We start from the raw sequence: 21801 nt of genomic DNA, 5'->3' as shown, positions 1-21801 counted from the left end.
AGGTATACTCTTAATAATCAGAAAGATTACGGGGAAAAAAAGAGAGCTAGGAGTGGAAAAAAGCATGATTATAGATGTAAAAAATGTGACTTGGCAAAGAGACGAAACGACAATCCTGCAGGACATCAGCTGGCAGGTTCGCGAAAAAGAACACTGGTGTCTCGTGGGATTGAACGGTTCAGGTAAAACTAGTCTGTTAAAAATCATCTGCGGTTATACGTGGCCTACATCTGGAGAAGTAAATGTATTAGGAAATTTATATGGAACGGTAGATTTGCGAGAAGTGCGAAAAACGATTGGATGGGTTAGTACAGCCTTAATTGCCCAGCTGCATGATCATGAAACAGCTTATCGAATTGTTTTGAGCGGACGGGAAGCGACGATCGGACTATATTCGGTTCCATCAGACGAGGATAAGAAGAAGGCAGAGGAATTACTTCATACATTTGGTTGTGAAGCGTTAAAAAATCGCCCTTTTTCGGCATTGTCCCAAGGCGAACGCCAAAAGGTACTGATTGCTCGTGCATTGATGGCTTCACCGAAGCTGTTGATTTTGGATGAACCATGTACGGGTCTGGACCTCTTATCTCGTGAGCAATTGCTGGCCATGATCGAAAAAATTTCGGCTCAGCCTGATGGTCCAACTCTGTTGTATGTAACCCATCATATCGAAGAAATTTTGCCATGCTTTACGCATACGCTTTTGCTCAAGGAAGGTGCAGTTGATCAAGTTGGACCGTCTCAGGACGTATTGACTGCTGATCGGTTAACACGGTTTTTTGGCGTCCCGGTAAACGTCCAGAAGTCACAAGGACGTTCGTGGATTAGCCTCGGAGAAGAGGCTTCTGTGAGGTAAGTGTCAGTAGAAACAGCACGCTCGTGTATGATTGTGTATAATAGAAGTAAGGAACTGTATCTGGGAGGAGAGGAGAGATGGAGGCATGACCAATGCGATTGCACCGATCACGGACTCTACCTGGGCGATCATCACCTATGAAGAAGCATGGAATAGCTTTATCAACAGCTATGTGATCCAAAAGGGTGATGCGTTTGTGGTGATTGATTCCCATCTGCGCAAGCAGCGTGCATACTTTCAACAGGCGCTTGAGGAGATAGGAGTCAAAGCTGAGCAAATTGAGTACGTTTACTTTACGCATCGACACGCGGATCATATAGGGAATGCTGACTTGTTTCCTTCTCGCAATAATTGGATTCACTTAGAGGATTATTATGAGCTGGACGATTTTTCGCAAACACTGTTCGGTCATACGTTTACGGGGACTGGTGGTGACCTGCCAGTCCTCCGATTTAGACAGCTGCCATTTCATACAGAAGGCTCCGTCGCTTTTTTTGATCCGCAAAGCAAAGTCTGTTTTGTCGGTGATCATCTCATTTTTGGAGAATCAAAAGCAGAGCTGGGACAAATTGTCGGAACCGAGGATGAATGCAGGACGGCGTATAAAGAATACGTCAAAGCTTTCGCACAGAAGGAGCCTGAACGAGCGCTTACCTACGTGGCTGGATTGGAGATTTTGCTTGATTGGCCAATCGAATGCTTGGCTACCGGTCATGGCTTAATCTTCCAAGGAGAGATCGTCCCTTTTATTCAAGAATTGATTTCACTTGTCAAACCATAAGCAAAAAAAGACTTCTGGCACCAGTGAAGGTGGAACAGAAGTCTTTTTTGTTGAGTTATTTTTTCGCTTCTTCGACAGAGTCCAGAGCTGGGTCCAGTACTTTTACCTTGTACTTTTTGCTCATGGCGTCCATCCACTCTGGCGTATTTTTGCGTCTGTTTTTCTCTTTTGCTTTTTCCTCGACCTCTGGACGAACTTGCTCCAAGGTGCCATTGAGCTTATCTTTATATTTCTCATAGTAGTCCGTAATGTCTTTCTCCGTAGTCGGGTAAGCTTTTTCGATCAGCTTGTCGCGCAACAGCAGGAGTCTTGTCCGCTCCAGGAAATCTTTCTCATCCATTCCCTTTTCCTTCAAATATTCTTGGAATTTTTCTGGAGTTTTTAATTTTTCTTTAACCGGACCGATGACTTTGTTGAGCTCCTCATCGGAGATCGTAATTCCTTGAGCCTTTCCTTCCAGATTAATTAGCTCAGTAGCAATGATGCTAGCCATCGCTTCTTTCCCGACAGTAGGCTTCATTTCGTCATAGAGCTGGGACTGTGTAATGTTTTTGCCGTCAATCGTTGCTACAACAGCACCTGTAGCTTCACCAGCGGGTTCTTTCGCCTGAGATACGCCTAATACTACGAGTCCGAGGACGAGTACGGATGCTGTCAGAATGGTTACATCAAATTTTTTCATTAGAAAAATCCTCTCTTTCATGCATGTATGCCTTCTATTGTAAGACAGAATTACGGGGGAAAAATGAAAGCTTGTCTATACAAGATTTACACAATTACTCCCCCAATAAAAAACCGCACACGAAAAACGCATGTGCGGTCGTGTGAAACATAGCGGAGGGTGATTTCAGCCTGCCTCCGTTTCGGCTTTTTGCCATTCCTCCAAACGTTTTTCCAGCTCGGAACGATTGAGATGCAAAAAGCTGGCCGACGATTTTCCCATTAATTGACGCAGGTAGGTGAGGGCATGCTCATAGTTTCCTTTGGCTGCCTCAATCTCGGCTAGGCAAAAAAGCTTCCAATCACGAGCGGATCGTTTGCGAGAAATAAGCTTATACGCTTCCAGAGCGCTTTCGACCTCACCCAAACGAGCATGCGAGCAAGCAATCAGCGCAAGTGAATCTGTCATTCCCTGATCACGCTGATAAATGCGGAATGCCACTTCTAAAGCCTCACTATAGCGTCCAGAAGAATAGTAGACAACCGCCAGATTATAGAACAAATAGTGAATCATGGCTTGATTAAACAAAGAGGGCTGCTCTTTGCAAACGTTTATTCCTTGTACAATAAACTTTTCTGCCAGTTCATAATTGCCACTCATGATTTCGTGAGTAGATTTATCCAGCATGGCTACTGAGCGCGAACGGTTCTTGCGATAAGAAGCATCCAGAAAGCGAAGCCGAACGTCCAATCGGCGTTTAAACAGATTGGCCATATATTGGAAGCGAAAGGGCCAGTGGAGCCGGAGGAACATAACCAAAATCACAGCTGCTAACCCTGCAAGTGTTGATGTCAAATTGAGACTAAGATAATCCACGTAGGGACACCCTTTCTATCTAACGCTACGTTCACTTACTCATCTTAGCACAGAACCAGTCCGCATGACAGAGCATTGCCGCTATTTCGTCAGTGGTAGAGTTCCTACTTGCCGTTTCGTAGAAAGCTGATGGGCTGTGACATAACTGTTCGAAACGGTGTAGATCGTGTCATCAATAGTAAGGATTCGATTGATATTTTTTTCGCTCTCGTACCAGCCATCTCCAGCCTTTTTCATGTCTTGCTCGTCGAGATGGGTAATCCGATTTGCGAGGGTAAAGCCTTTTTGTAAAGTAAGGTGATACACATAAGCTCCCTGGAAAGTGAATTGGCCATAATCACGAATGTTACCTACAGTCTTTTGTTCTGGCGTCCATTCGTATACCGTCACAGGAAATGCCAAGAGGTCCTTTTCTTTTGAGAAGAGGAGAGCTTTGTGATTGTACAACAGCTCGGAATTCGTTCCTCGATCGCCAATTACGGTTTTGAATTTTTCTTTTGGGTGAGAGACATCTGATACATCAAAGAGAGCGACCTTCATTCCTTGGTAATACGCCATGTCTTTATCTGATTCTGCTTCCTTGCCAAAACCGATAATATGGTTTTCGTCATAGGGATGGAGGTAGTCACTGTAGCCTGGTATTTTTAGTGCACCTAGAATCGTTGGCGTTTTCGGCTTAGTCAGGTCCAATACAAACAGTGGATCAACGTTTTTGAAGGTCACCATGTAGGCGCGATCACCCATAAATCGAACAGAGTAAATGCGCTCTCCTGGCGCGATTCCTTCCAGCTTGCCGTAAATCGAGAGCTTGTCGTCCAGCACATACAAATTATTTTTGGATGTATACTCATCCGTACGCCACATCTCACCGTTCGTGGTCGCTACCCGCAAATATCCATCATGCTCATCCAGCGAAAATTGATTGAGTATTCGGCCCGGGACAGCTCCTTTTCCGGAGTAGGTGAGAGTCCCATGATCCATGGCAAAACGATACACGTTGGTGATGATTTCGTTTGCGGGCACAACCATGATTTCCGGCGCAAAGGATTCTTTTGACTGGGTAGGCAACGCAGCAGCTTTATACTCGGTCACAGCGACATACAAATTTTCCTTTGAGGCATAAATGTTTTCACCAGCGCCCAGATACGTATTCATGGACATTTTTTGTTTGGGATCATCGAGGTTGACACCTGCGACCATCAAGTAGTCGGGCTGTATTCGTTCAGGAAAGTACCGTATATCGCTGTAGGGAATGGTCTTATAGCCATCGCCTTGGACGCTGTCACGATAGATTGGACCTGGTATTTCCCTCTGCTCCTGAAGAATTCTGTACGTGTTTACATAGCTATTTGCGGTCATGTACAGGCTTGCGCCAATTTTACGGGAAGACAGGTATTGACCTTCTACTTCGACCTGACGAGTGAGTTGTGGATGCTTTTTGTCCGAGAGATCGTATACAAGCGCTTTGACCGTTTGTTTTTCTGGATACCAGGGGATACCGATTTTGTATGCTTGAACGGAAGGTTCGCTTGATGCAGGAGAGGATGTCGACGAGACCTCGGTTGCTTGCCCGATCACGACCAGTCTTTTTTCATCGACGTACATCTCAAGCGGCTGGAACAATCCGTTCTCATATGTGATTCGTGATTCAACTTTCAGCTGATCAGCCGGGAAAGCCTTGATAATTCGCACCTCGGCATTCGTTGCTTGATAAAGATAAGTGCCGTCTGATTTGACGATGTCGGCTTCGTCTACTCCCTGTACCTGCGTGTTCGTCGTGGAATAGTCAGAGGAAGAATCCGGCGCTGCTGCTGCCGTTTCTAGAGAAACATTTTGTGGGGGGACGACGCTTTGCGGAGCAGGAACACCGTACTTGTACATAATGCTCGTTTCAGTTGTTTTCAGCAGTTTTTTCAGCTGATCGTAAGAACCAACTACAGGAAGTCCGTCCTTATCTGCTGCGAGTGCTGTTGTTTCTTGCATAGCGCCATTCGCAAAAAGAAACGGCGTAATCGCTAGGAAAAGTGCAGCTGTTAAAAGGCTAGCACGCCTTTTTTTCATAGTGATCCTCCTTCGTTTTTCATCGGCTTGAAAGCTTCCTGAGAATAAGACGGTGTCACGCTCTGAAGTGTTTCACTTATACAGCTTTGGGCTGCAATCTACGGACAGGTAGGACAGCATGTGCTATAATAGTAGGCGGTTTAGGATACCAATCACACCACTTCGTCAAAAGGGGCGTCATAGATGGAAAACTTGAAGCAAAGCATCCTGGAACTGATTACGGATACCTCCACAAATCTGCCACCAGACGTACGTCGTGCCGTCAATGCTGCAAAAGTAAATGAAGATTTGGGCACACGCGCAGCGATCTCTTTGTCCACAATCGCGCAAAACGTGGTCATGGCAGAAGAGAATGTTTCCCCAATCTGTCAGGACACAGGCATGCCGACATTCGAGGTAAAAACTCCAGTGGGAGTTAACCAAATTATTATTAAAAAGGCAATTAAAGAAGCAATTGTTGAAGCTACAAAAACAGGCAAGCTGCGTTCCAACTCTGTTGATTCCTTAACAGGAGCAAACAGCGGGGACAACCTCGGTCCTGGTACTCCTGTGATCCATTTTGAACAATGGGAAGAGGACGATATTGAAATCAAGCTGATCCTCAAGGGCGGCGGCTGTGAGAACAAGAACATTCAATATTCTCTGCCTTGTGAGCTCGAAGGCCTCGGCAAAGTGGGACGCAATCTGGATGGCGTTCGCAAATGCATCCTGCATGCGGTTTACCAAGCACAAGGTCAAGGCTGCAGTGCGGGCTTCATCGGTGTTGGGATCGGTGGAGACCGTACATCTGGATACGCACTCGCGAAACATCAATTGTTCCGCCGCGTGGACGATGTAAATCCAAACGCTGATTTGGCCAAGCTGGAAGACTACATCATGGAAACTGCGAACCAATTGGGTATCGGAACCATGGGCTTTGGCGGAAACGCTACGCTGCTCGGCTGTAAGATCGGTGTTGAAAACCGCCTGCCAGCAAGCTTCTTCGTTTCTGTAGCGTACAACTGCTGGGCATTCCGTCGTCAAGGCGTACGACTTAACCCAGAGACAGGCGAGATCAAGCGCTACCTGTATAAAGACGAAGTAGTGGAGATGGACCTCACTCCAGCAGCAACTGCTGAAGCTGGAGAAACTCGTCGTGAAGTTGTTCTGCAAGCACCGATTTCCGAAGAGCAAATCCGCAGCCTGAAGGTAGGCGACGTGGTCATCATCAATGGTGAAATGCACACAGGACGTGATGCCCTGCACAGCTACCTGATGGAAAACGATTGCCCAGTAGATCTGAATGGCGGAATTATTTATCACTGCGGTCCGGTTATGCTCAAGGATGAAGCTGGCGAGTGGCATGTAAAAGCCGCAGGTCCAACTACCTCTATTCGCGAGGAGCCATACCAAGGCGATATTATCAAGAAGTTCGGTATCCGCGCTGTGATCGGTAAAGGCGGCATGGGTGCGAAAACGCTGAAAGCACTGGGTGAGCATGGAGCTGTTTACCTCAATGCGATCGGTGGAGCCGCTCAATATTATGCGGAATGCTTGGAAAAAGTAGAAGGTGTCGACTTCATGGAATTCGGTATTCCGGAAGCAATGTGGCATCTGCGCGTAAAAGGCTTTGCTGCGATTGTAACGATGGATTCACACGGAAACAGCTTGCATGCTGATGTAGAGAAATCCTCCCTCGAGAAATTGGCTCAATTCGCAGAACCCGTATTCAAATAAAAAGATTGTGGAAAGCCTCTGGCGCACGAGGAGTGCAGCTGGAGGTTTTTTCATAAAGTTTCAGTTGATTTCTTGATTACTTCCGTTTACTATTGTGGAAATCATATACGAACGGATTAACGATGTTGAAGAAGAGCAAGTACGTATCAGATCATGAGGTCCAGAGAGTCGGTGGTTGCTGCGAACCGATCCTCACCTGATACCGAATGGGCTTCTGAGTCGCTTCGTTGAACAACAAGTAGGCGTTGCCGGGATTCTCTCGCCGTTATCAAGAGAGGAGTATCGCAAGGATTTTTTGTTCTTGCCGTACTTTAGAGTGAATCGCATTTTTGCGATTAAAAAAGGTGGTACCACGATAACCTCGTCCTTTGTTGGGCGGGGTTTTTTGTATTCTTTGAAAGGGGGGATGTCCATGGATGACGGTTGGTGGTTCTCAAATGTACGCGACATAAGCCAATTATTAGGGAGGATCAGAAATGAAAGAGCGTATTTTAACAGGGGATCGGATTACGAGAAAACTTCACCTTGGACATTACGTTGGCAGCTTAAAGAACCGAGTGGAGCTGCAACATCAGTATGAAACATACTTGCTCCTGGCAGATGTTCAAGCGCTGACTACCCACTTCGAAAACCCGGAGTTGATCAAGGAGAACCTGCGCAATGTAGCGTTGGACTATTTAGCCGTAGGAATGAACCCAGATAAAGCAACCATATTTATCCAGTCTTTGATTCCGGAGATTGCTGAGCTTGCGACATACTTTTCCATGTTTGTGACAGTCAATTCCTTACGTCACAATCCTACGATTAAAGCAGAAGCATTGGAACGCGGATTTCAGGATATGTATTATGGATTTCTTGGTTATCCGGTAAGTCAAGCAGCAGATATTACGTTTTGCAAGGCAACACTGGTCCCGGTCGGAGAGGACCAGGTACCTCACATTGAACAAACCAGAAAAATCGTGCGGCGCTTTAACCAGCTGTATACGCCTGTATTGGTAGAACCAAGAGCACTAGTTGGAGAGGTTCCACGACTCGTTGGACTCGATGGAAACAATAAAATGAGCAAGAGCCTTGGAAATGCCATTCAGTTGGATTCCACCGCGGAAGAGGTCAGTGAGAAGCTAAAAAAAGCCAAGACGGACCCTGCCAGGATTCACAAAACGGATATCGGCAATCCTGAAGTGTGTCCCGTCTACGCTTATCACCAAGCTTTTCGGGAAGAAGGCTCCGCTGAAATTTATGAAAGCTGCAAAAAGGGCCAAATCGGATGTGCCGAATGCAAGCAAAAAATTACGCAATCGATCAACAATTTACTAGAGCCAATGAGGGAAAGCAGAATTGTGTACCAAAATAATCCGAAAAGAGTCGACGAGATTCTGATGTCTGGTACAGAAAAAGCGCGACTTGCAGCAAAGGAAACCATGCAAGAAATACGTGAGGCGATGAGCATGAACTATTTCTGAGTAACAACTTGGTTTATGATCAAAAGCCGAGCCTTTGAATGACAGCGCCTGCAACGGCGAATATACTGGGTAATTGACTATTCTTCGAAAAATGGGTATTGGTTTATTTCCACTAGGTCCAGGCGGGCATAGGTTAATAACGTATATAAAACCATGGAGGAGTGGTCATACGTGAACTATGTAGTCCGTTCGGGAGATACACTGAACAGCATCGCTTCCCGTTTTGGCGTCCCGGTTCAGGAGTTGATCCGTGTAAATAATATTGCATACCCGTATTACATTTACGTTGGTCAAAACCTGTATATCCCCGTTGCAACGACACCAGCACCAACTGATACCGTAGATCGCAGGCTTGACCGTTTGGAAAGACGTGTGGATGCACTTCGTGATGACTATACGAGATTGAGTGACCGCGTTGATCGCTTGGAAAATCGGGTTACCCGTTTAGAGACTCGTGTCACTCGTCTGGAGCGTCCAGCTCCACCACCGCCAACGCAACCACCCCGTCCACGTCCGCCAGGAACTGCGCAGCCGCGTCAATAGGCGCAGCTGAAGTAATTTTCCCTGTATTCTCGATTTCCACTTACACCCTTTGTGCATATGGTGGTAGTAGAGATCAGAAGGAGGTGCGGCCATGTTTGGGATAAACGGAAAAAACGTAAGACACCATTTCATGGGCGTCTATGGAAAAGTGGTGCAGATCAGGGAACTGGTAGAAGTGATCGACCAAGTATTTGATTCGTTCCATAAAGTGAACAATATTAGTCGGACGATGCTTGGTCCGCGTAAATCAAGTGCGAAGAAGCTCGATCGACTCCGCTAAATTCTGCGGAGCTTAGCAGGAGAACGCAAAAGAACCGCTTCCAGTTTCTTGGAGGCGGTTCCTTCTTTTTTCCCAAGGTTGTCATGATTTGTTTCCTTGTTGCTTCATCGCTTGCATACCCATACGAACCAATTCCTTGACCATGTCTCCGCCTAGTCGACCACCGATGCGTCCGGCTGCTTGAGAAGGGAGTTGGCCGTTATAGCCATGCTGCAGCGGGATATCCATCTCCTGGGCAATTTCATACTTTGCTTGGTCAGGGTTATCTACGTTTGCTACTTGGGCTTTCAGGGAATCAAGTCCGCTTCGAGCATGGGGGACAAGAGGACGTCTGCGTCTACTCATGTAGTATTCACCTCTGTCCATAGGTTGCCCAATTAGACCAAAGCTTTGCGCTTTCTAAAATCAATCTGCGGATAGTACGTATTGGCTACGAGCAAATTCGGTCCTGCACATGAAGCCGCAGGACAGAAGCAATTGATTTTTTGGTTGAGTGTGTGCTTCTGCCATTTTGCAAACATCGATTGCAAAGGTTCTGTCTGAATGTTGCCCAGCGGCTCGACATCACCGAAGTCGGTAACAATCACATCACCGGTAAAAATGTTGATATTGAGTCTGTTGCGTCCATCAGGATCGTTACGGGTCGTGACATTTTTGGCTTCACGCAGACGGTGGATCAGTTCGCGGTCCGCCTCCAATGGACTGCATGCAAAAAACGGCAACGTGCCAAACAGCATCCAGAGCTCCTCGTTGCGAACATCAAGCATCCGATGAACAGCCAGGCGAAGTTCTTCAAGCGACAAAACATCCAGATCACGTGCAAAATCACTGGCGTACATCGGATGCACCTCATGTCTTTTGCTGCCCATTTCCTGAATTTGTCGATGAAGAATCTCAAGCTTCGGCCATGTTCGATGATTCAGCATTGTCTCCGCAGAAACAAAAACTCCTGCCTCCGAAAGCTTCCTTGCATTTTCGATCATGCCGTGAAAAAGAGTTTCTGCCTGTTTGGATGAAACCGACTGTCTTGCTTTTGCGTAAACAATATCATGGAATTCTTCGGGAGTAGACCAGTTCCATGAAATGTGCATGACATCTATGTAAGGCAGAATCAGCTCATAGCGCGAAAACGGCATCGACATGTTGGAATTGATCTGCGTACGCAGACCGCGGTCTGTCGCATAGCGAAGGATCGGAAGAATCACTTCTTTCACAGTCCGCTCGCTGTACATCGGTTCTCCGCCTGTTATACTGAGAGTAAGCAGGTCTTTTGCTTCATCTAATCGACGAAGAATCAGATCAACTGGCAGAGCGGGATCGTCCTTATATCGCAATGTATCACCAACCGCACAATGCTCACAGCGGAGGTTACATAGATTTGTGACGGTAAATTCGACGCTGGTTAGCTTATAGGCGGGCGGTGTCGCACCTAACAACGGCTCCCATGGATCGTGCCCAGGTGTTAGTGGTGTAGTTGGAACCATGCGGATCAATTGTGAAACCTCCTTCATACTGCGTACATTCAACCTATTATAACGACATTAGAGCGGAAGGAGAATAGCTAACGAGATGATTATGGGAATGTCTTTTGGACGCGGAGTGCTTTTTCATGATCGCAATGTGCTGGCTTGTGCCGAAGTGAGAGATGGCGTCATACATTTGTGGGCGGAAAAAATTTCGATTCGGACGATTGGCAAACTGTGGTACCGTATCTTTTTTTCCTTTCCATGGTATTACCAGCTCTTTCACTTGATGCTTGCCGGTTATGTCGTAGCAACACTCGTAAATCCGGCTTGGGAAATCGTAAGTCCACTGTGGGTGGCGGTCTATATCGGCGGCTTTCACTTTGTTTTTCCGCGTATGATGAAAAAATTTCACGGAGCAGAGCACAAGGTATTTAGCTATCATGGGAAAAAGTCCCTCACCGCACTAAATGAAATTGCCCGTGCAGACATTGTAAACGACGGGTGCTCAACGAATTTGGTGGTCTGGTTTTTCACTGGCTTTGTACTTTCGGCATTCTTTTTGCCTCTGGAATACAGTATTGCTTGTGGAGTCATCGGACTGTTAGCAGGAATGTTTGGAGACCGAGTGTTGCGTAAATACTGTGGTTTTATTTATAGGCTCTCTGGTTTCTTTCAAAAGTACTTCACAACGAAGGAGCCTGATCGCATCCATCTGGAGACTGCAATTCGCTCATACATCTTGTTTGAGCATATACGTGAAGTGGATCGAAAGCAGGCAGCTTAATATATTTCAGGGGAAGACGGCGTTGTTTTATGTACGCCGTTTTTTCTTTTTTCCATGCTCGACCACACAGAGGAGCTTGTAGGATAGCAGCCACTTTGGTAAAATTTAGACTGTTTCGCTAACTTGCTAAAGCGAAAAGAAACACAAGAGCCGAGCCGAGAGCAGAAGAAAAGAATGAGTAGAGGAGAGTTGAGCTGAGATGAGTCTGGAAAAGAATCAAGGTGTTTACGAGCAGGTAGGAGTAGCGATGACATGCCGATCGTACCAAGAGTACATGGACATGTTTTCGCTGACCAAGGAGCTTTTGGGACGAGGTCCGATCCTCGACGTGGGAGCAGGTGCTTCATCTTTTACTGCAGGAGCGAATCGCTTGGGCTATATGGCGACTGCTGTTGATCCTCTCTACGAAATGGATTCGCAGGAAATCTACGCCAGAGGAAAACAGGAAATTATCGAGTCGACAAAAAAGCTGGGGCGTATTGCGTCTACCCTTCGGCGTGGTGTTGTCAGATTTTATAATAATGGGGTGTGCATGTGAGAGGTTATACCGAGTTTCGGCCAACTGGAATTAAAACGGATTATCCGCACGTAGATTTAGTGCAAAAGCTCGTGACAGCGAGAGTGCTGTACGAGGAAAGGGTTGTGATGACGGTACGAATTGATGTAGGAAAAAATACCGTGCAAAAAGAAGGGAGCTTAGCTGAGCTCTCACATATAGCAAGTCTGAAAGAAAACGGCTTGTTGGATGACGATATGTATGTGAGCATGTTTCGCGACTGGGCGAGAGTTTTTATCGAAAACGATATTAACGACCCGGCAGCGTATTTTGAACAACAGGCAGAAAGCTGAGCTAATTCAGCTCGGGAAAACACAAATGACGAATGTATGTTCTTGTGTTATGATGGACAAAAAAGAGGAGTCATTTAACCGATGGATCATGCTTCGAACGTAACATTAATGCATTTTGCAATTCATCATGAGGATGCACTTCGAAAGTTTGAGCTCCCCGAGGAGCAGGAGCAGTTTACATCCCTTCCCCAAAGAATAACGGAAGTAACAGCAGGACAGCACCGGATTGTAATTGAGAGTGATACGAAGCCTGTAGGATTCTTTTTGTTGCACGCAACCGACCGGGTAAAAGAGTATTCGGAAAATCCGCAAGCGATGTTGTTAACCTCGTTTTCAATTAATCACGCCGAACAAGGCAAGGGCTATGCAAAACGGGGCATGCTTTTGCTACGTGAATTTGTGAAGGTCGAATTTCCGACCTGTAATGAAATCGTGCTGGCTGTGAATCATAAAAATATCCCCGCCCAAAAACTGTATTTGCAGGCGGGATTTTCAGATACAGGCAAGCGAAGAATGGGACCTATTGGTGAGCAGCTCATCTTCTGTCTGTCGATTTGATCGGTCATGTTTCCAAACAAAAAAGAAAAGAACTAAAACCTATTGCGCGTTTTAGTCTTATCTTTTTATCAAGAAATAAGGGCTATACCCGCTCCAGTGGACTTTCCTCCAGCATGCGATACATTTTGCCTTTATCCACGTAGGATTGGCGAATCCGAACCAGCTCGTTAAAATCGGCTTCAGTCAGCTCGCGCTTTACCTTTGCCGGGTTACCTACGACGAGAGAGCGTGGTGGCACCTTCATACCAGGTGGAACCAGTGCACCAGCAGCAACCATGGCTTCCTCGCCAATCTCGGCTTTGTCCATGATGATGGCGCCCATACCGATCAGTGCGCCGCGACGTACGATGCAGCTATGTAAAATCGCATTATGACCAACCGTAACCTCGTCTTCGAGGATAAGTGGATTGTTAGGGCTTTGGTGCAGGGTGCTGTTGTCTTGAACACTAACCCGTTTGCCGATGACGGTGGGAGCAATATCTCCACGGATCACGGTGTTGTACCAAATAGAAGAATCCTCGCCAATTTCTACGTCACCTGAAACGACAGAGCCTTTGGCAAGAAAAACAGATGGATGAATGCGCGGTTTATGATCCTCAAACGTAAGCAGTAACATAATAAATCCTCCTAGTTAGTGGGTATGCGGGCAATCCGTTTGCAGCGGAAGAGGGTGTGTGATCGAAAAACGGCCTGATTTCACGTCACAATCAATCACAGTTCCCGTTACTTTTTCCACATCCATTTTTTGATAAAAAATGCGAATGCCATGCATTTCCTGGACTAGATCGCCAGGCTGTTTTTCTGTGATCGCAATACTGTAGGTGTAGCTGCCACACCCAGTAGTTGTAGGGACAAGCTTGATCCCTAGCGCGTCTGCATCGCGTTCTTCCGCAATCATCAGAGTCAGTCGTGCGGCTGCATGCGGCGTAATGGTTATCACGGTCAACCCTCCTTGTAGCCTCTTTATTGTACTACAGGTTCGGCAAATGAACGAATGAGAAGGACGCAGTTTGTTAGAATATGGCTGTTTTCCCAATGTCCATGTGTTGACCGACGTACACCCATGTGATAGAGTATGTATTACTGATCCCGATACGCAGGAAATGTGGGTAGTCGCTGCCGTGATCGTTTCGACGATTGACGGTAGAGGAAAGTCCAGGCTCGCCCAGGCTGAGATGCTTGGAGTGTTCGTACCTGGTGCAAGCCAGGGCAGCTAGCTTCGTCTAGCTGACGGCGTGGAAAGGGCTCTCTCTGAGGCCCGAGTACGCTGAAAGTGCCACAGAAACGTAGCTTTTCTGGCGACAGAAAAGATGGAACGCGGTAAACCCTGCGAGCGAGAAACCCAAATTAGGTAGGGGAACCGTCCCAAAGGAATCAAACAGAGGGGCGGATGGTATCCTTGGATGCCATAGATAGATGGCTACCGCTCTTGGTGCGAGGGAGTATATCCCGCTTGAAGCACGGGAGAGACAGAACCTGGCTTATAGCATTTCCTGCTGGAACGAAAGTAAAACCGTCTGATTTTCAGGCGGTTTTTTTGCGTTTACATTCGCCCGGAAGAAGTTCCCAGAGAAAATGGGTGCAACATTCTTAAGCATGCTCACGTCAAATAGAGCGCTCGGCAAAAAAAGTAGTTCTACGACTTGCACTTCTGACATTTGATCAAAAGGGGCATAGATTGGCGGGCATCAGCGGATGTAAAAACAAACATGGTGGAGGGATTCTTTTGCAGAACTTTAGGGCACGATCTGCCAAGGATTTGAAAAAAATAGTAACAGGTGCGATATTGGCTGGGCTTTTGGTCATACCGAATACAGGAATGGCTGCGACGTCGCTACCACTATCCGATATTGCTAAAAATGCGAACAAGGACGCCATTCTGAAACTGAATTATGCAGGTGTTCTAAAAGGGTACACGGACGGTACCTTCAGACCGGATCGAGAAGTGACACGGGCAGAATTTGCCAAGATTGCGGTATTGGCGATGGGCTACACAGATGAACAGGCAAAAGTCATGCAAGGCAAGACGGCTTTCAAAGACTTGCCATCCAATCACTGGGCGACTGGCTACATAAACCTGGCCGTTTCCCAAGGAATTATCAAAGGCTATCCAGACGGGACCTTCAAGCCAGAAAACAATGTAAAAGTTTCAGAGGCACTTACTGTTCTCGTCCAAGGACTGAAGATTAATGTAAATACGTCGACAGCTGGCGAATGGTATTTCCCTTATTTGCTGGAAGCGGACAAAGTAGGGATTTATGGTAACGAAGAGTCTCCAATAACGGCGGCAAAACGAGATGTGGTTGCAAAGTATACAGATCGTTTTATGGAAACGCCAGTGTACGCCAATGGCGCGTATTATGACAGGAATGGGAACGCTAAAGGAACCATTCAAAAGCTCCCGGTCATCAAAGGAACAATCGCTTCCTACGATAAAACAAACAAGAAGTTCAGATTGATCGGAGAAAAAGACGACGTGACGATCTCGGATTCTGCCCAAGTATACGGCACAATTGTCGTAGGAGCTCGTGTTGAGTACATTGTGAAAAATGGCAAGGCGAATTTCCTGACCGTTTCGACGACCGAAGATGAAATCATCGAGGGTATCGTGAAGACAGGGCTGAACTTCACTACAGCCGTTGGAGATGAAAACAAATTCAAAGCAATCGTAGGCAATAAAGAGGTCATCCTCGAAGTAGAGGATGGAGTAAGCGTGTCGCGCTCCCAAATTGGCCAGAAGTTTGTTGCCGTAGTTGGTAAGAATGGCATAATTGAATCGATTAGCTTCAACAAAAATACAACGTCGGGAATCGTAGAGAAGCTTTCGACTGTTACCGGCTCCAATGCGAAAAAAGAAATCAAGCTAGACGGAACCACGTATGTACTGGATTCCAAAGCTACAGTAAAAGGAAAAGCACATCCAAAGGCCAAAGAGACAGCGGCTGACTACAGCGATTTGGAAAAAGGCGATCTCGTGGAGCTGACCTTGAATGTAGATGGAAAAGTAACAAATATCGTGTATACAAAGCTCTCTGCGACAGGCACGATTACTGTGGATACCGATGAGAATCTGATTACGATCGACAAGGTCGACTATGATGTATTGCGCGATACCAAACTCTACGTCGATGAAAAAAGAGTAGATGAACTGGATGAGCTGTCGAGCAACAAGGTAGCGATCCTGACATTTGATGAAGACGGCAACCTGATTAAGGTTGAGCAAGGTGTCGGGGCAGCTAGCAACAAGCAGATTTCTGGCACAACTGGCTATCAAGCGGGCAATCCTGCCAAGCTTGCAACCATTAAAGTAGACGGCAAGACATACGATCTACTGGCTTCTGCCAAGCTGACGATAGATGGAAGCAGTGTTTCCCCTACTTCGATCAAACAAGATCAGCTCAATGATTATCGGATCATCACCTGGAAGTACAACGTCGGTACCAATGATATTGTGGAGCTGACGCTAGAGAAGCAAACGGTAAAAGGTTATGTTACAAAGAAATCAGGCAATAAAATTACAGTGAACGGTGACGTGTACGAACTGGCTTCAGGCGTATCGATTGACAGCGATGCAGCAAACAATGATAAAGAGTACACGCTCGTATTAAATAATGCAGGAAAAGTTAAAGCGGTATCTGGAGCAGCGAAAAAAATCAGCGGCTTGGTCGATTCAGTAGAGGTTCGCCATGAAAACGGCAGCGTCATTTCGGCAAAAGTAGAAGTCGATGGCAAGACGTACAAGGTGAGCAATGAGGATGCAGTAGAAGACGTGGATCAGTTTGAATACGTGACACTGACCCTGGATCGTGACGGAGAGGTCATCGCTGCTTCTGTCCAAGGGAAGAAAACAAAAGAGGCAGAAAAATTCATCGGTATCGAATCCCGTGTGAATGGCGACAAATATGTATACTACGCGGATGATTCTACAAGCCTCAAGCTTACAAAGGATGCGAAAGCAAAATATTACGATGGCTCTACCATGAGTCTGGACAATATCAAATCGACCGATAAAGTTGATTTGTGGGTAAACGATGCTGGTCAAGTGTACGTCATCGTTGTTCTGAAACGATAAGTAAAGTTCACCATTATAAGAGGCGATCACCCTGCGACGAATAGTTGAGAGTGGCGCCTCTTTCTCATACATTGGAAATTAAGACGGAAGTAAGAGAAATGCCGTAACATTCATGATAAAATGTAAGAAGAAAGAGAGAATTCTCTGTTTTTCGATTCGTATACACGGAAATAGTAAAAAGCATGGAGATCCTAATAGCGAAAGAGGGACTTGTCGTGAATTTTACCACACAAAAGAATGGCGTATTTCCTGGCGTTTGTTCGCTCGATTGTCCTGATCAGTGCGGCCTGCTCTTGCATAAGCAGGATGGGAAAATTATAAAAATCGAGGGCGATCCAAATCATCCGGTAACCAAAGGAAATATTTGCAATAAGGTCAGAAACATGACAGCGCGTATTTATGATGAGAAGCGCCTCTCTTATCCGTTAAAACGAGTTGGACCCAAAGGCAGCGGTCAGTTTACCAGAATTAGCTGGGAGGAAGCGATCGAAACGATCACCACACGCTGGCGTGAGCTGATTGAAGCAGATGGACCGACCAGTATATTGCCCTACAGCTTTTACGGGAATATGGGCAGGATTAACGTGGAGGGCATGGATCGCCGCTTCTTTTATCGTATGGGCGCCAGCCAGTTGGATCGGACGATATGCAATAGTGCAGGCGGTGTAGGTTATAACTATACGATGGGCGGCGCATTCGGTACCGACCCAGAAGACACGATCCACTCCAAGCTGTTCATCATGTGGGGAATCAACACCGTCAGTACAAATATGCATCAGGTGGTACTGGCAGAGCAAGCCCGTAAAAACGGCGCCAAAATCATCGTGATTGACGTGCATAAAAATCAGACAGGTCGCTGGGCAGACTGGTTTATCCCGATTCTCCCCGGTACAGACAGTGCACTTGCTCTCGGAATGATGCATATTTTATTCGCAGAAAATTTGGTAGACGAAGCCTTTTTACAGCAGTACACGGTCGGTCACGAGCAGCTTCGCGAGCATGTCGCCCAGTATGATCCTACTACTGTATCCGCGATTACAGGTGTACCAGTCGAAAGCATCTATCGCTTGGCCAGGATGTACGGCGAGACTTCGCCTTCTTTTATCCGCATCGGAAATGGCATTCAGCATCATGACAACGGCGGTATGTGTGTCCGTACGATCGCCTGTTTGCCGGCTCTAACAGGTCAGTGGCTGGTGAAAGGGGGAGGGGCAATCAAAGGGAATAAAGGCTTCTTGGAGCACAACAAGCAAGCGGTACAGCGTCCCGACCTCCTCAAAAACAAACAGACCAGAATAATCAATATGAATGAACTCGGAAAAGCGCTGCTTGAAGCAGAGAAACCTGTCCGCTCCCTGTTTGTTTATACGAGCAATCCTGCCCTTGTTGCGCCTGAAGGAAACAAAGTAAGAGAAGGCTTAGCCAGAGAAGACTTATTTACAGTCGTCCACGACTTGTTTTTGACAGAGACAGCCCGCTATGCAGATATCGTCCTGCCTGCGACCTCCTCCTATGAAAATATGGATTTTTACACGTCTTATTGGCACCATTACATTCAATTACAGCAACCAGTCATGGAGCCATACTACGAAAGCAAGTCCAATACAGAAGTATTTCGCTTGCTGGCACAAGCCATGGGCTACGACGAGCAGGAATTCCAGGATACCGATGAACAGATTATTCGGCAAGCGCTCCACGAGAACCAGAATCCGCATATGGAAGGCATCACCTTTGAAGCGCTCGTCGAAAACAATTTCATGAAAGCGGATGTCGCCGGTTATTTTGAAGGGAAAATGGCAACACCAAGCGGAAAAATCGAATTGTATTCACAGCTCATGGCAGACAGAGGATATCCTCCTTTGCCGACCTACGTTCCATTGCCTGATGATGGACCGTTTCCTTACTTATTTGTTCCCGGACCGAATCATAACTTTTTAAACTCAACCTTCTCCAACAATGAGAAGCACATCAAGCTGGAGAAGAGCCCTCGTCTGCACATGAATAGTAGTGATGCGTCAAAGACAGGGATTGCAGAGGGCGACACCGTTCGTGTGTGGAATGACCGCGGGGAATGCGAGTTGGTTGTATCCGTTGGGGAAAATGTGCTCCCAGGTGTAGTAGTAAGTCAGGGGCTATGGGCTGATTCACCACAGTCCAAGCATTTTGTGAACGCACTGACTCCGGATCGGATTGCAGATATGGGTGGAGGAGCTACATTCTTTTCCGGTCGGGTCGATGTTGAAAAATGCTAACGCCTGTCCAGCGCCTTTTCTGATGAAAAAGGACAAACGGGCGTACTAGCATAAGCCCTTTTCCATACGGTTTATGGAGGAGGTGAAATTTTCTTGGATGAGTTGCGTATGTTCAAGCAGTTCATTAGCTCGGCTGAGCATGTGTGGACGCAAATTGCATCTTCGCCGATGGGGAAGACTGTCTACACGGTGAATGGAGTGGATTACACACCATTACCCGAAAAATATAATTCGAAACGCAAGATCTCCCGAATTTTTCGGCGATATTGGGGAAAGCAATTGACGGAAGCAATGATCAGAAATCTTCAGCTGCGCTCTTTGAAGGGAAAGCTGTGTGTACCTTATGGTGTCATTCCACCTTTTCCTACCACTGTACAATCTGTACAAGTAAGAGCGAGCCTTCCCAATCAGCGGGTCGTCCAAGCGATTTTGATCGGAAAAGGCAAGAAGATCACTGTGGATTACCGACTGATCAAAACAGGAAATGCCACTTCCTTCACCATCATGAAGCGTTCGGGAAGGCAGCTTGATCAAAGATATCGTCCAGCAAGACCAGTTGCTGCCGCGCCGAAACCGTTTATCAATCCAAAGGCCGCGCCGCAAGCAAAGCCCAGAGGCAAGAAAAAGCTCCTCAAAACCCCATGATTATGGGGTCGAGGAGTTTTTTCCTTATCGTTAGGTCATAATCGAAACGCGGTATTCGCGGAGCCAGTAATCCAATTGTCCGAGAAACGCAAACAACTGCGGGGTACTCATCAATTGGCCGAAAAAAGGAATGCTGGAAGCTTGTGCATCTGATTCAGCAATTTTTCGGATCGTTTTTACATCAACCAATTGCACCAATGGCGAGGCTGGGTCATTCAAGATGTCTAGGAGCCAGGTGCGGACTGCTTCTGTGTAGGCCGGGTTATGTGTCTTGGGATAAGGACTTTTTTTGCGATAGAGTACCTCGTCTGGCAATGTTCCTTCCATTGCCTTGCGCAATATGCCTTTTTCCCGATTTCCGTAATTCTTCATACTCCATGGGATATTCCAGACGTACTCCACAATGCGATGATCGCAAAAGGGGACCCGAGCTTCCAGACTGGCTGCCATGCTCATCCTGTCTTTGCGGTCTAACAGTGTATTCATAAACCAGGTAATATTGAGATAAAACATTTCCCGGCGACGTGCCTCTAGCGGATTTTCTCCTGGAAGCTGCGGCACCTCATCCAATGTTTCCTCATAGCGCATCGCCACATACTCTTCGGGCTTCACCCAGTCTCGAAGCTCGGGGGATAACCAAGAGGCCCGTTCTTTGGTAGCCCTGGACCATGGAAACGTACCAGCATGCAGAAGATCCTCGCGGTGGAACCAAGGATAGCCCCCAAACACTTCATCGGCGCACTCACCTGAGAGGACGACTGTCGTCTCTTTTTTGATTTCGCGGCAAAATAAATACAGGGAAGCATCTACATCGGCCATTCCTGGTAGGTCACGGGCAATCGTGGCAATTTTCAAGGCATCGACGACTGCCCCGGTATCGAATTCGATCGTATGATGCTGGGTACCCAAATATTCGGAGACAAGCCGTACATAGGGAGCATCTTCATTTGGTTGAAAGGCGCTCGATTTAAAGTGGCGAGCATTGTCCACATAGTCGATCGAATAGCTGTGAAGTGTGCCTCGCCCCTCACGCTTGAACGTATCGGCTGCGACAGCGGTGATGATGCTTGAATCAAGTCCCCCGGACAATAGGGTAGAGACAGGAACGTCCGCTACGAGCTGACGCTGGATGGAGTCAGTTACCAATTCCTTGACGCGCATGGCGGTTTGCAGGGCATCATCAGTGTGGGGACGGCTCTCTAGCTGCCAGTAGCGCTTTTGACGCACGCCATCGCGGGTTACTGTCAGGAAGCAGCCGGGCCGAAGCTCATGGACATCGTGGAAAACGCCATGACCGGGAGTGCGAGCAGGGCTGATGCCGAACACTTCAGCAAGCCCCTCACGAGAGAGGACGGGCTTTACATCAGGATGGGCAAGCAAAGATTTTAGCTCGGAGGCGAACAGAAACGAACTGCCACGCTGCGCGTAAAAGAGTGGCTTTACCCCCATGCGGTCACGACCAACAAACAGTCTTTGCTCGCGCTCATCCCAGATGGCAAAAGCAAAAATGCCGTTTAACCTGGTCAGGCAGTCGTGACCCCACTCCAAATAGCTATGCAAGAGCACCTCTGTATCCGAATGTGATTGAAAGGTGTGGCCTGCCGCAATCAGCTCATGGCGCAAATCCTCGGTATTGTACAATTCACCATTGTAAATCATCGTGCAGGCATGCTCGCTTTTGCATGCGGTCATAGGCTGCAGTCCACCGCTAGGGTCGACCACGACTAAGCGGCGATGGCCGAAAGCCACGCGGGAATTCAGCCAAAAGCCCTCTGCGTCCGGACCGCGTTTTGTCAGGCATTGGGTCATTTTCTGAATAACAGGCAGCTCCTGGGAAAGGTCCTTTTCCCAATCAATCCAACCGACAATTCCACACATTATGATCACCCTTCCCTGAAGCTTTTGCACACTCAGCGTATGCGAAAAGCCCAGATGAAT

At 47.1% G+C, this 21801-nt stretch carries 21 protein-coding genes, 1 other RNA gene and 1 other annotated feature; of the genes, 14 read left to right on the top strand and 8 right to left on the bottom strand.

All coding sequences use genetic code 11. The features are described from left to right. The first annotated feature begins 64 nt into the window (after nt 1-64). A complete protein-coding gene (locus C3B52_RS22685) occupies nt 65-856 on the top strand; it encodes an ABC transporter ATP-binding protein (protein ID WP_103108753.1) in 792 nt (263 codons plus the stop codon). 85 nt (nt 857-941) lie between these two features. After that, nucleotides 942-1637, top strand: coding sequence for an MBL fold metallo-hydrolase (locus tag C3B52_RS22680; RefSeq protein ID WP_103108665.1), 696 nt, complete (start codon nt 942-944; stop codon nt 1635-1637). A 55-nt stretch (nt 1638-1692) separates the two neighbouring features. Here C3B52_RS22680 and C3B52_RS22675 read toward each other — a convergent pair whose 3' ends face one another. From C3B52_RS22675 to C3B52_RS22665, 3 genes are all read right to left on the bottom strand, one after another. Then, on the bottom strand, nt 1693-2319 hold the full coding sequence (locus tag C3B52_RS22675) for a SurA N-terminal domain-containing protein (RefSeq protein ID WP_103108752.1): 627 nt from the start codon (nt 2317-2319) through the stop codon (nt 1693-1695). 165 nt (nt 2320-2484) lie between these two features. Further along, nucleotides 2485-3174: a tetratricopeptide repeat protein gene (locus tag C3B52_RS22670; RefSeq protein WP_103108664.1), complete on the bottom strand. Its 690-nt coding sequence runs from the start codon at nt 3172-3174 to the stop codon at nt 2485-2487. 81 nt (nt 3175-3255) lie between these two features. Next, nucleotides 3256-5235 carry a beta-propeller domain-containing protein gene (locus C3B52_RS22665; protein ID WP_103108663.1) on the bottom strand — a complete coding sequence of 660 codons (1980 nt, stop codon included), beginning with the start codon at nt 5233-5235 and terminating at the stop codon, nt 3256-3258. Between the two features lie 183 nt (nt 5236-5418). Between C3B52_RS22665 and C3B52_RS22660 the strand changes: the two genes are divergently transcribed. From C3B52_RS22660 to C3B52_RS22645, 4 genes are all read left to right on the top strand, one after another. Then, nucleotides 5419-6951 (top strand): fumarate hydratase, encoded by a 1533-nt coding sequence (locus C3B52_RS22660; RefSeq protein ID WP_103108662.1) that lies wholly within the window; start codon nt 5419-5421, stop codon nt 6949-6951. 116 nt (nt 6952-7067) lie between these two features. Next, nucleotides 7068-7323 (top strand) — a binding site (T-box leader). A 104-nt stretch (nt 7324-7427) separates the two neighbouring features. Further along, the gene (gene trpS / locus C3B52_RS22655; protein WP_103108661.1) at nt 7428-8414 is read left to right on the top strand and encodes a tryptophan--tRNA ligase; all 987 of its coding nucleotides are present in this window, start codon (nt 7428-7430) and stop codon (nt 8412-8414) included. Between the two features lie 171 nt (nt 8415-8585). After that, nucleotides 8586-8957, top strand: a complete 372-nt coding sequence (locus C3B52_RS22650) for a LysM peptidoglycan-binding domain-containing protein (protein ID WP_103108660.1) — start codon at nt 8586-8588, stop codon at nt 8955-8957. A 91-nt stretch (nt 8958-9048) separates the two neighbouring features. Continuing rightward, nucleotides 9049-9237: a hypothetical protein gene (locus tag C3B52_RS22645; protein ID WP_103108659.1), complete on the top strand. Its 189-nt coding sequence runs from the start codon at nt 9049-9051 to the stop codon at nt 9235-9237. An 81-nt stretch (nt 9238-9318) separates the two neighbouring features. Here the strand turns inward: C3B52_RS22645 and C3B52_RS22640 are convergent, their stop codons facing one another. Both C3B52_RS22640 and yfkAB read right to left on the bottom strand, forming a co-directional pair. Beyond that, nucleotides 9319-9582 (bottom strand): alpha/beta-type small acid-soluble spore protein, encoded by a 264-nt coding sequence (locus C3B52_RS22640; RefSeq protein WP_103108658.1) that lies wholly within the window; start codon nt 9580-9582, stop codon nt 9319-9321. 32 nt (nt 9583-9614) lie between these two features. Then, nucleotides 9615-10730, bottom strand: coding sequence for a radical SAM/CxCxxxxC motif protein YfkAB (yfkAB, locus tag C3B52_RS22635; protein ID WP_103108657.1), 1116 nt, complete (start codon nt 10728-10730; stop codon nt 9615-9617). Between the two features lie 76 nt (nt 10731-10806). Here yfkAB and C3B52_RS22630 point away from each other — a divergent pair, with 76 nt between their 5' ends. From C3B52_RS22630 to C3B52_RS22615, 4 genes are all read left to right on the top strand, one after another. Next, nucleotides 10807-11487 carry a DUF1385 domain-containing protein gene (locus C3B52_RS22630; protein WP_103108656.1) on the top strand — a complete coding sequence of 227 codons (681 nt, stop codon included), beginning with the start codon at nt 10807-10809 and terminating at the stop codon, nt 11485-11487. Nucleotides 11488-11686: 199 nt separating this feature from the next. Next, nucleotides 11687-12025: a hypothetical protein gene (locus tag C3B52_RS22625; protein ID WP_103108655.1), complete on the top strand. Its 339-nt coding sequence runs from the start codon at nt 11687-11689 to the stop codon at nt 12023-12025. Then, on the top strand, nt 12022-12336 hold the full coding sequence (locus C3B52_RS22620; RefSeq protein WP_103108654.1) for a hypothetical protein: 315 nt from the start codon (nt 12022-12024) through the stop codon (nt 12334-12336). Before C3B52_RS22625 ends, C3B52_RS22620 begins: the two co-directional genes overlap by 4 nt. 81 nt (nt 12337-12417) lie before the next feature. Next, nucleotides 12418-12894 carry a GNAT family N-acetyltransferase gene (locus C3B52_RS22615; RefSeq protein WP_103108653.1) on the top strand — a complete coding sequence of 159 codons (477 nt, stop codon included), beginning with the start codon at nt 12418-12420 and terminating at the stop codon, nt 12892-12894. 82 nt (nt 12895-12976) lie between these two features. Here C3B52_RS22615 and C3B52_RS22610 read toward each other — a convergent pair whose 3' ends face one another. Next, nucleotides 12977-13510: a gamma carbonic anhydrase gene (locus C3B52_RS22610; protein ID WP_103108652.1), complete on the bottom strand. Its 534-nt coding sequence runs from the start codon at nt 13508-13510 to the stop codon at nt 12977-12979. A gap of 15 nt (nt 13511-13525) precedes the next feature. Beyond that, nucleotides 13526-13834 carry a HesB/IscA family protein gene (locus C3B52_RS22605; RefSeq protein ID WP_103108651.1) on the bottom strand — a complete coding sequence of 103 codons (309 nt, stop codon included), beginning with the start codon at nt 13832-13834 and terminating at the stop codon, nt 13526-13528. Between the two features lie 161 nt (nt 13835-13995). Here C3B52_RS22605 and rnpB point away from each other — a divergent pair. The 4 genes from rnpB to C3B52_RS22585 all read left to right on the top strand — a co-directional run bounded on the left by rnpB (nt 13996) and on the right by C3B52_RS22585 (nt 19863). Beyond that, nucleotides 13996-14383, top strand: an RNA gene (gene rnpB / locus C3B52_RS22600) — RNase P RNA component class B. 237 nt (nt 14384-14620) lie between these two features. Then, a complete protein-coding gene (locus tag C3B52_RS22595) occupies nt 14621-16966 on the top strand; it encodes an S-layer homology domain-containing protein (protein WP_103108751.1) in 2346 nt (781 codons plus the stop codon). Between the two features lie 215 nt (nt 16967-17181). After that, nucleotides 17182-19218 (top strand): molybdopterin-containing oxidoreductase family protein, encoded by a 2037-nt coding sequence (locus C3B52_RS22590; RefSeq protein ID WP_373419741.1) that lies wholly within the window; start codon nt 17182-17184, stop codon nt 19216-19218. 93 nt (nt 19219-19311) lie between these two features. Further along, nucleotides 19312-19863, top strand: a complete 552-nt coding sequence (locus C3B52_RS22585; RefSeq protein WP_103108649.1) for a DL-endopeptidase inhibitor IseA family protein — start codon at nt 19312-19314, stop codon at nt 19861-19863. 30 nt (nt 19864-19893) lie between these two features. Here C3B52_RS22585 and asnB read toward each other — a convergent pair whose 3' ends face one another. Next, nucleotides 19894-21741 (bottom strand): asparagine synthase (glutamine-hydrolyzing), encoded by a 1848-nt coding sequence (asnB, locus tag C3B52_RS22580; protein ID WP_103108648.1) that lies wholly within the window; start codon nt 21739-21741, stop codon nt 19894-19896. Nucleotides 21742-21801 lie beyond the last annotated feature (60 nt).

The organism is Brevibacillus reuszeri, from assembly GCF_002897295.1.
GTDB classification, from domain to species: domain Bacteria; phylum Bacillota; class Bacilli; order Brevibacillales; family Brevibacillaceae; genus Brevibacillus; species Brevibacillus reuszeri_A.
Note: the sequence above shows the minus strand (reverse complement) of the source record. Positions and strands in the feature narration are given on the sequence as shown.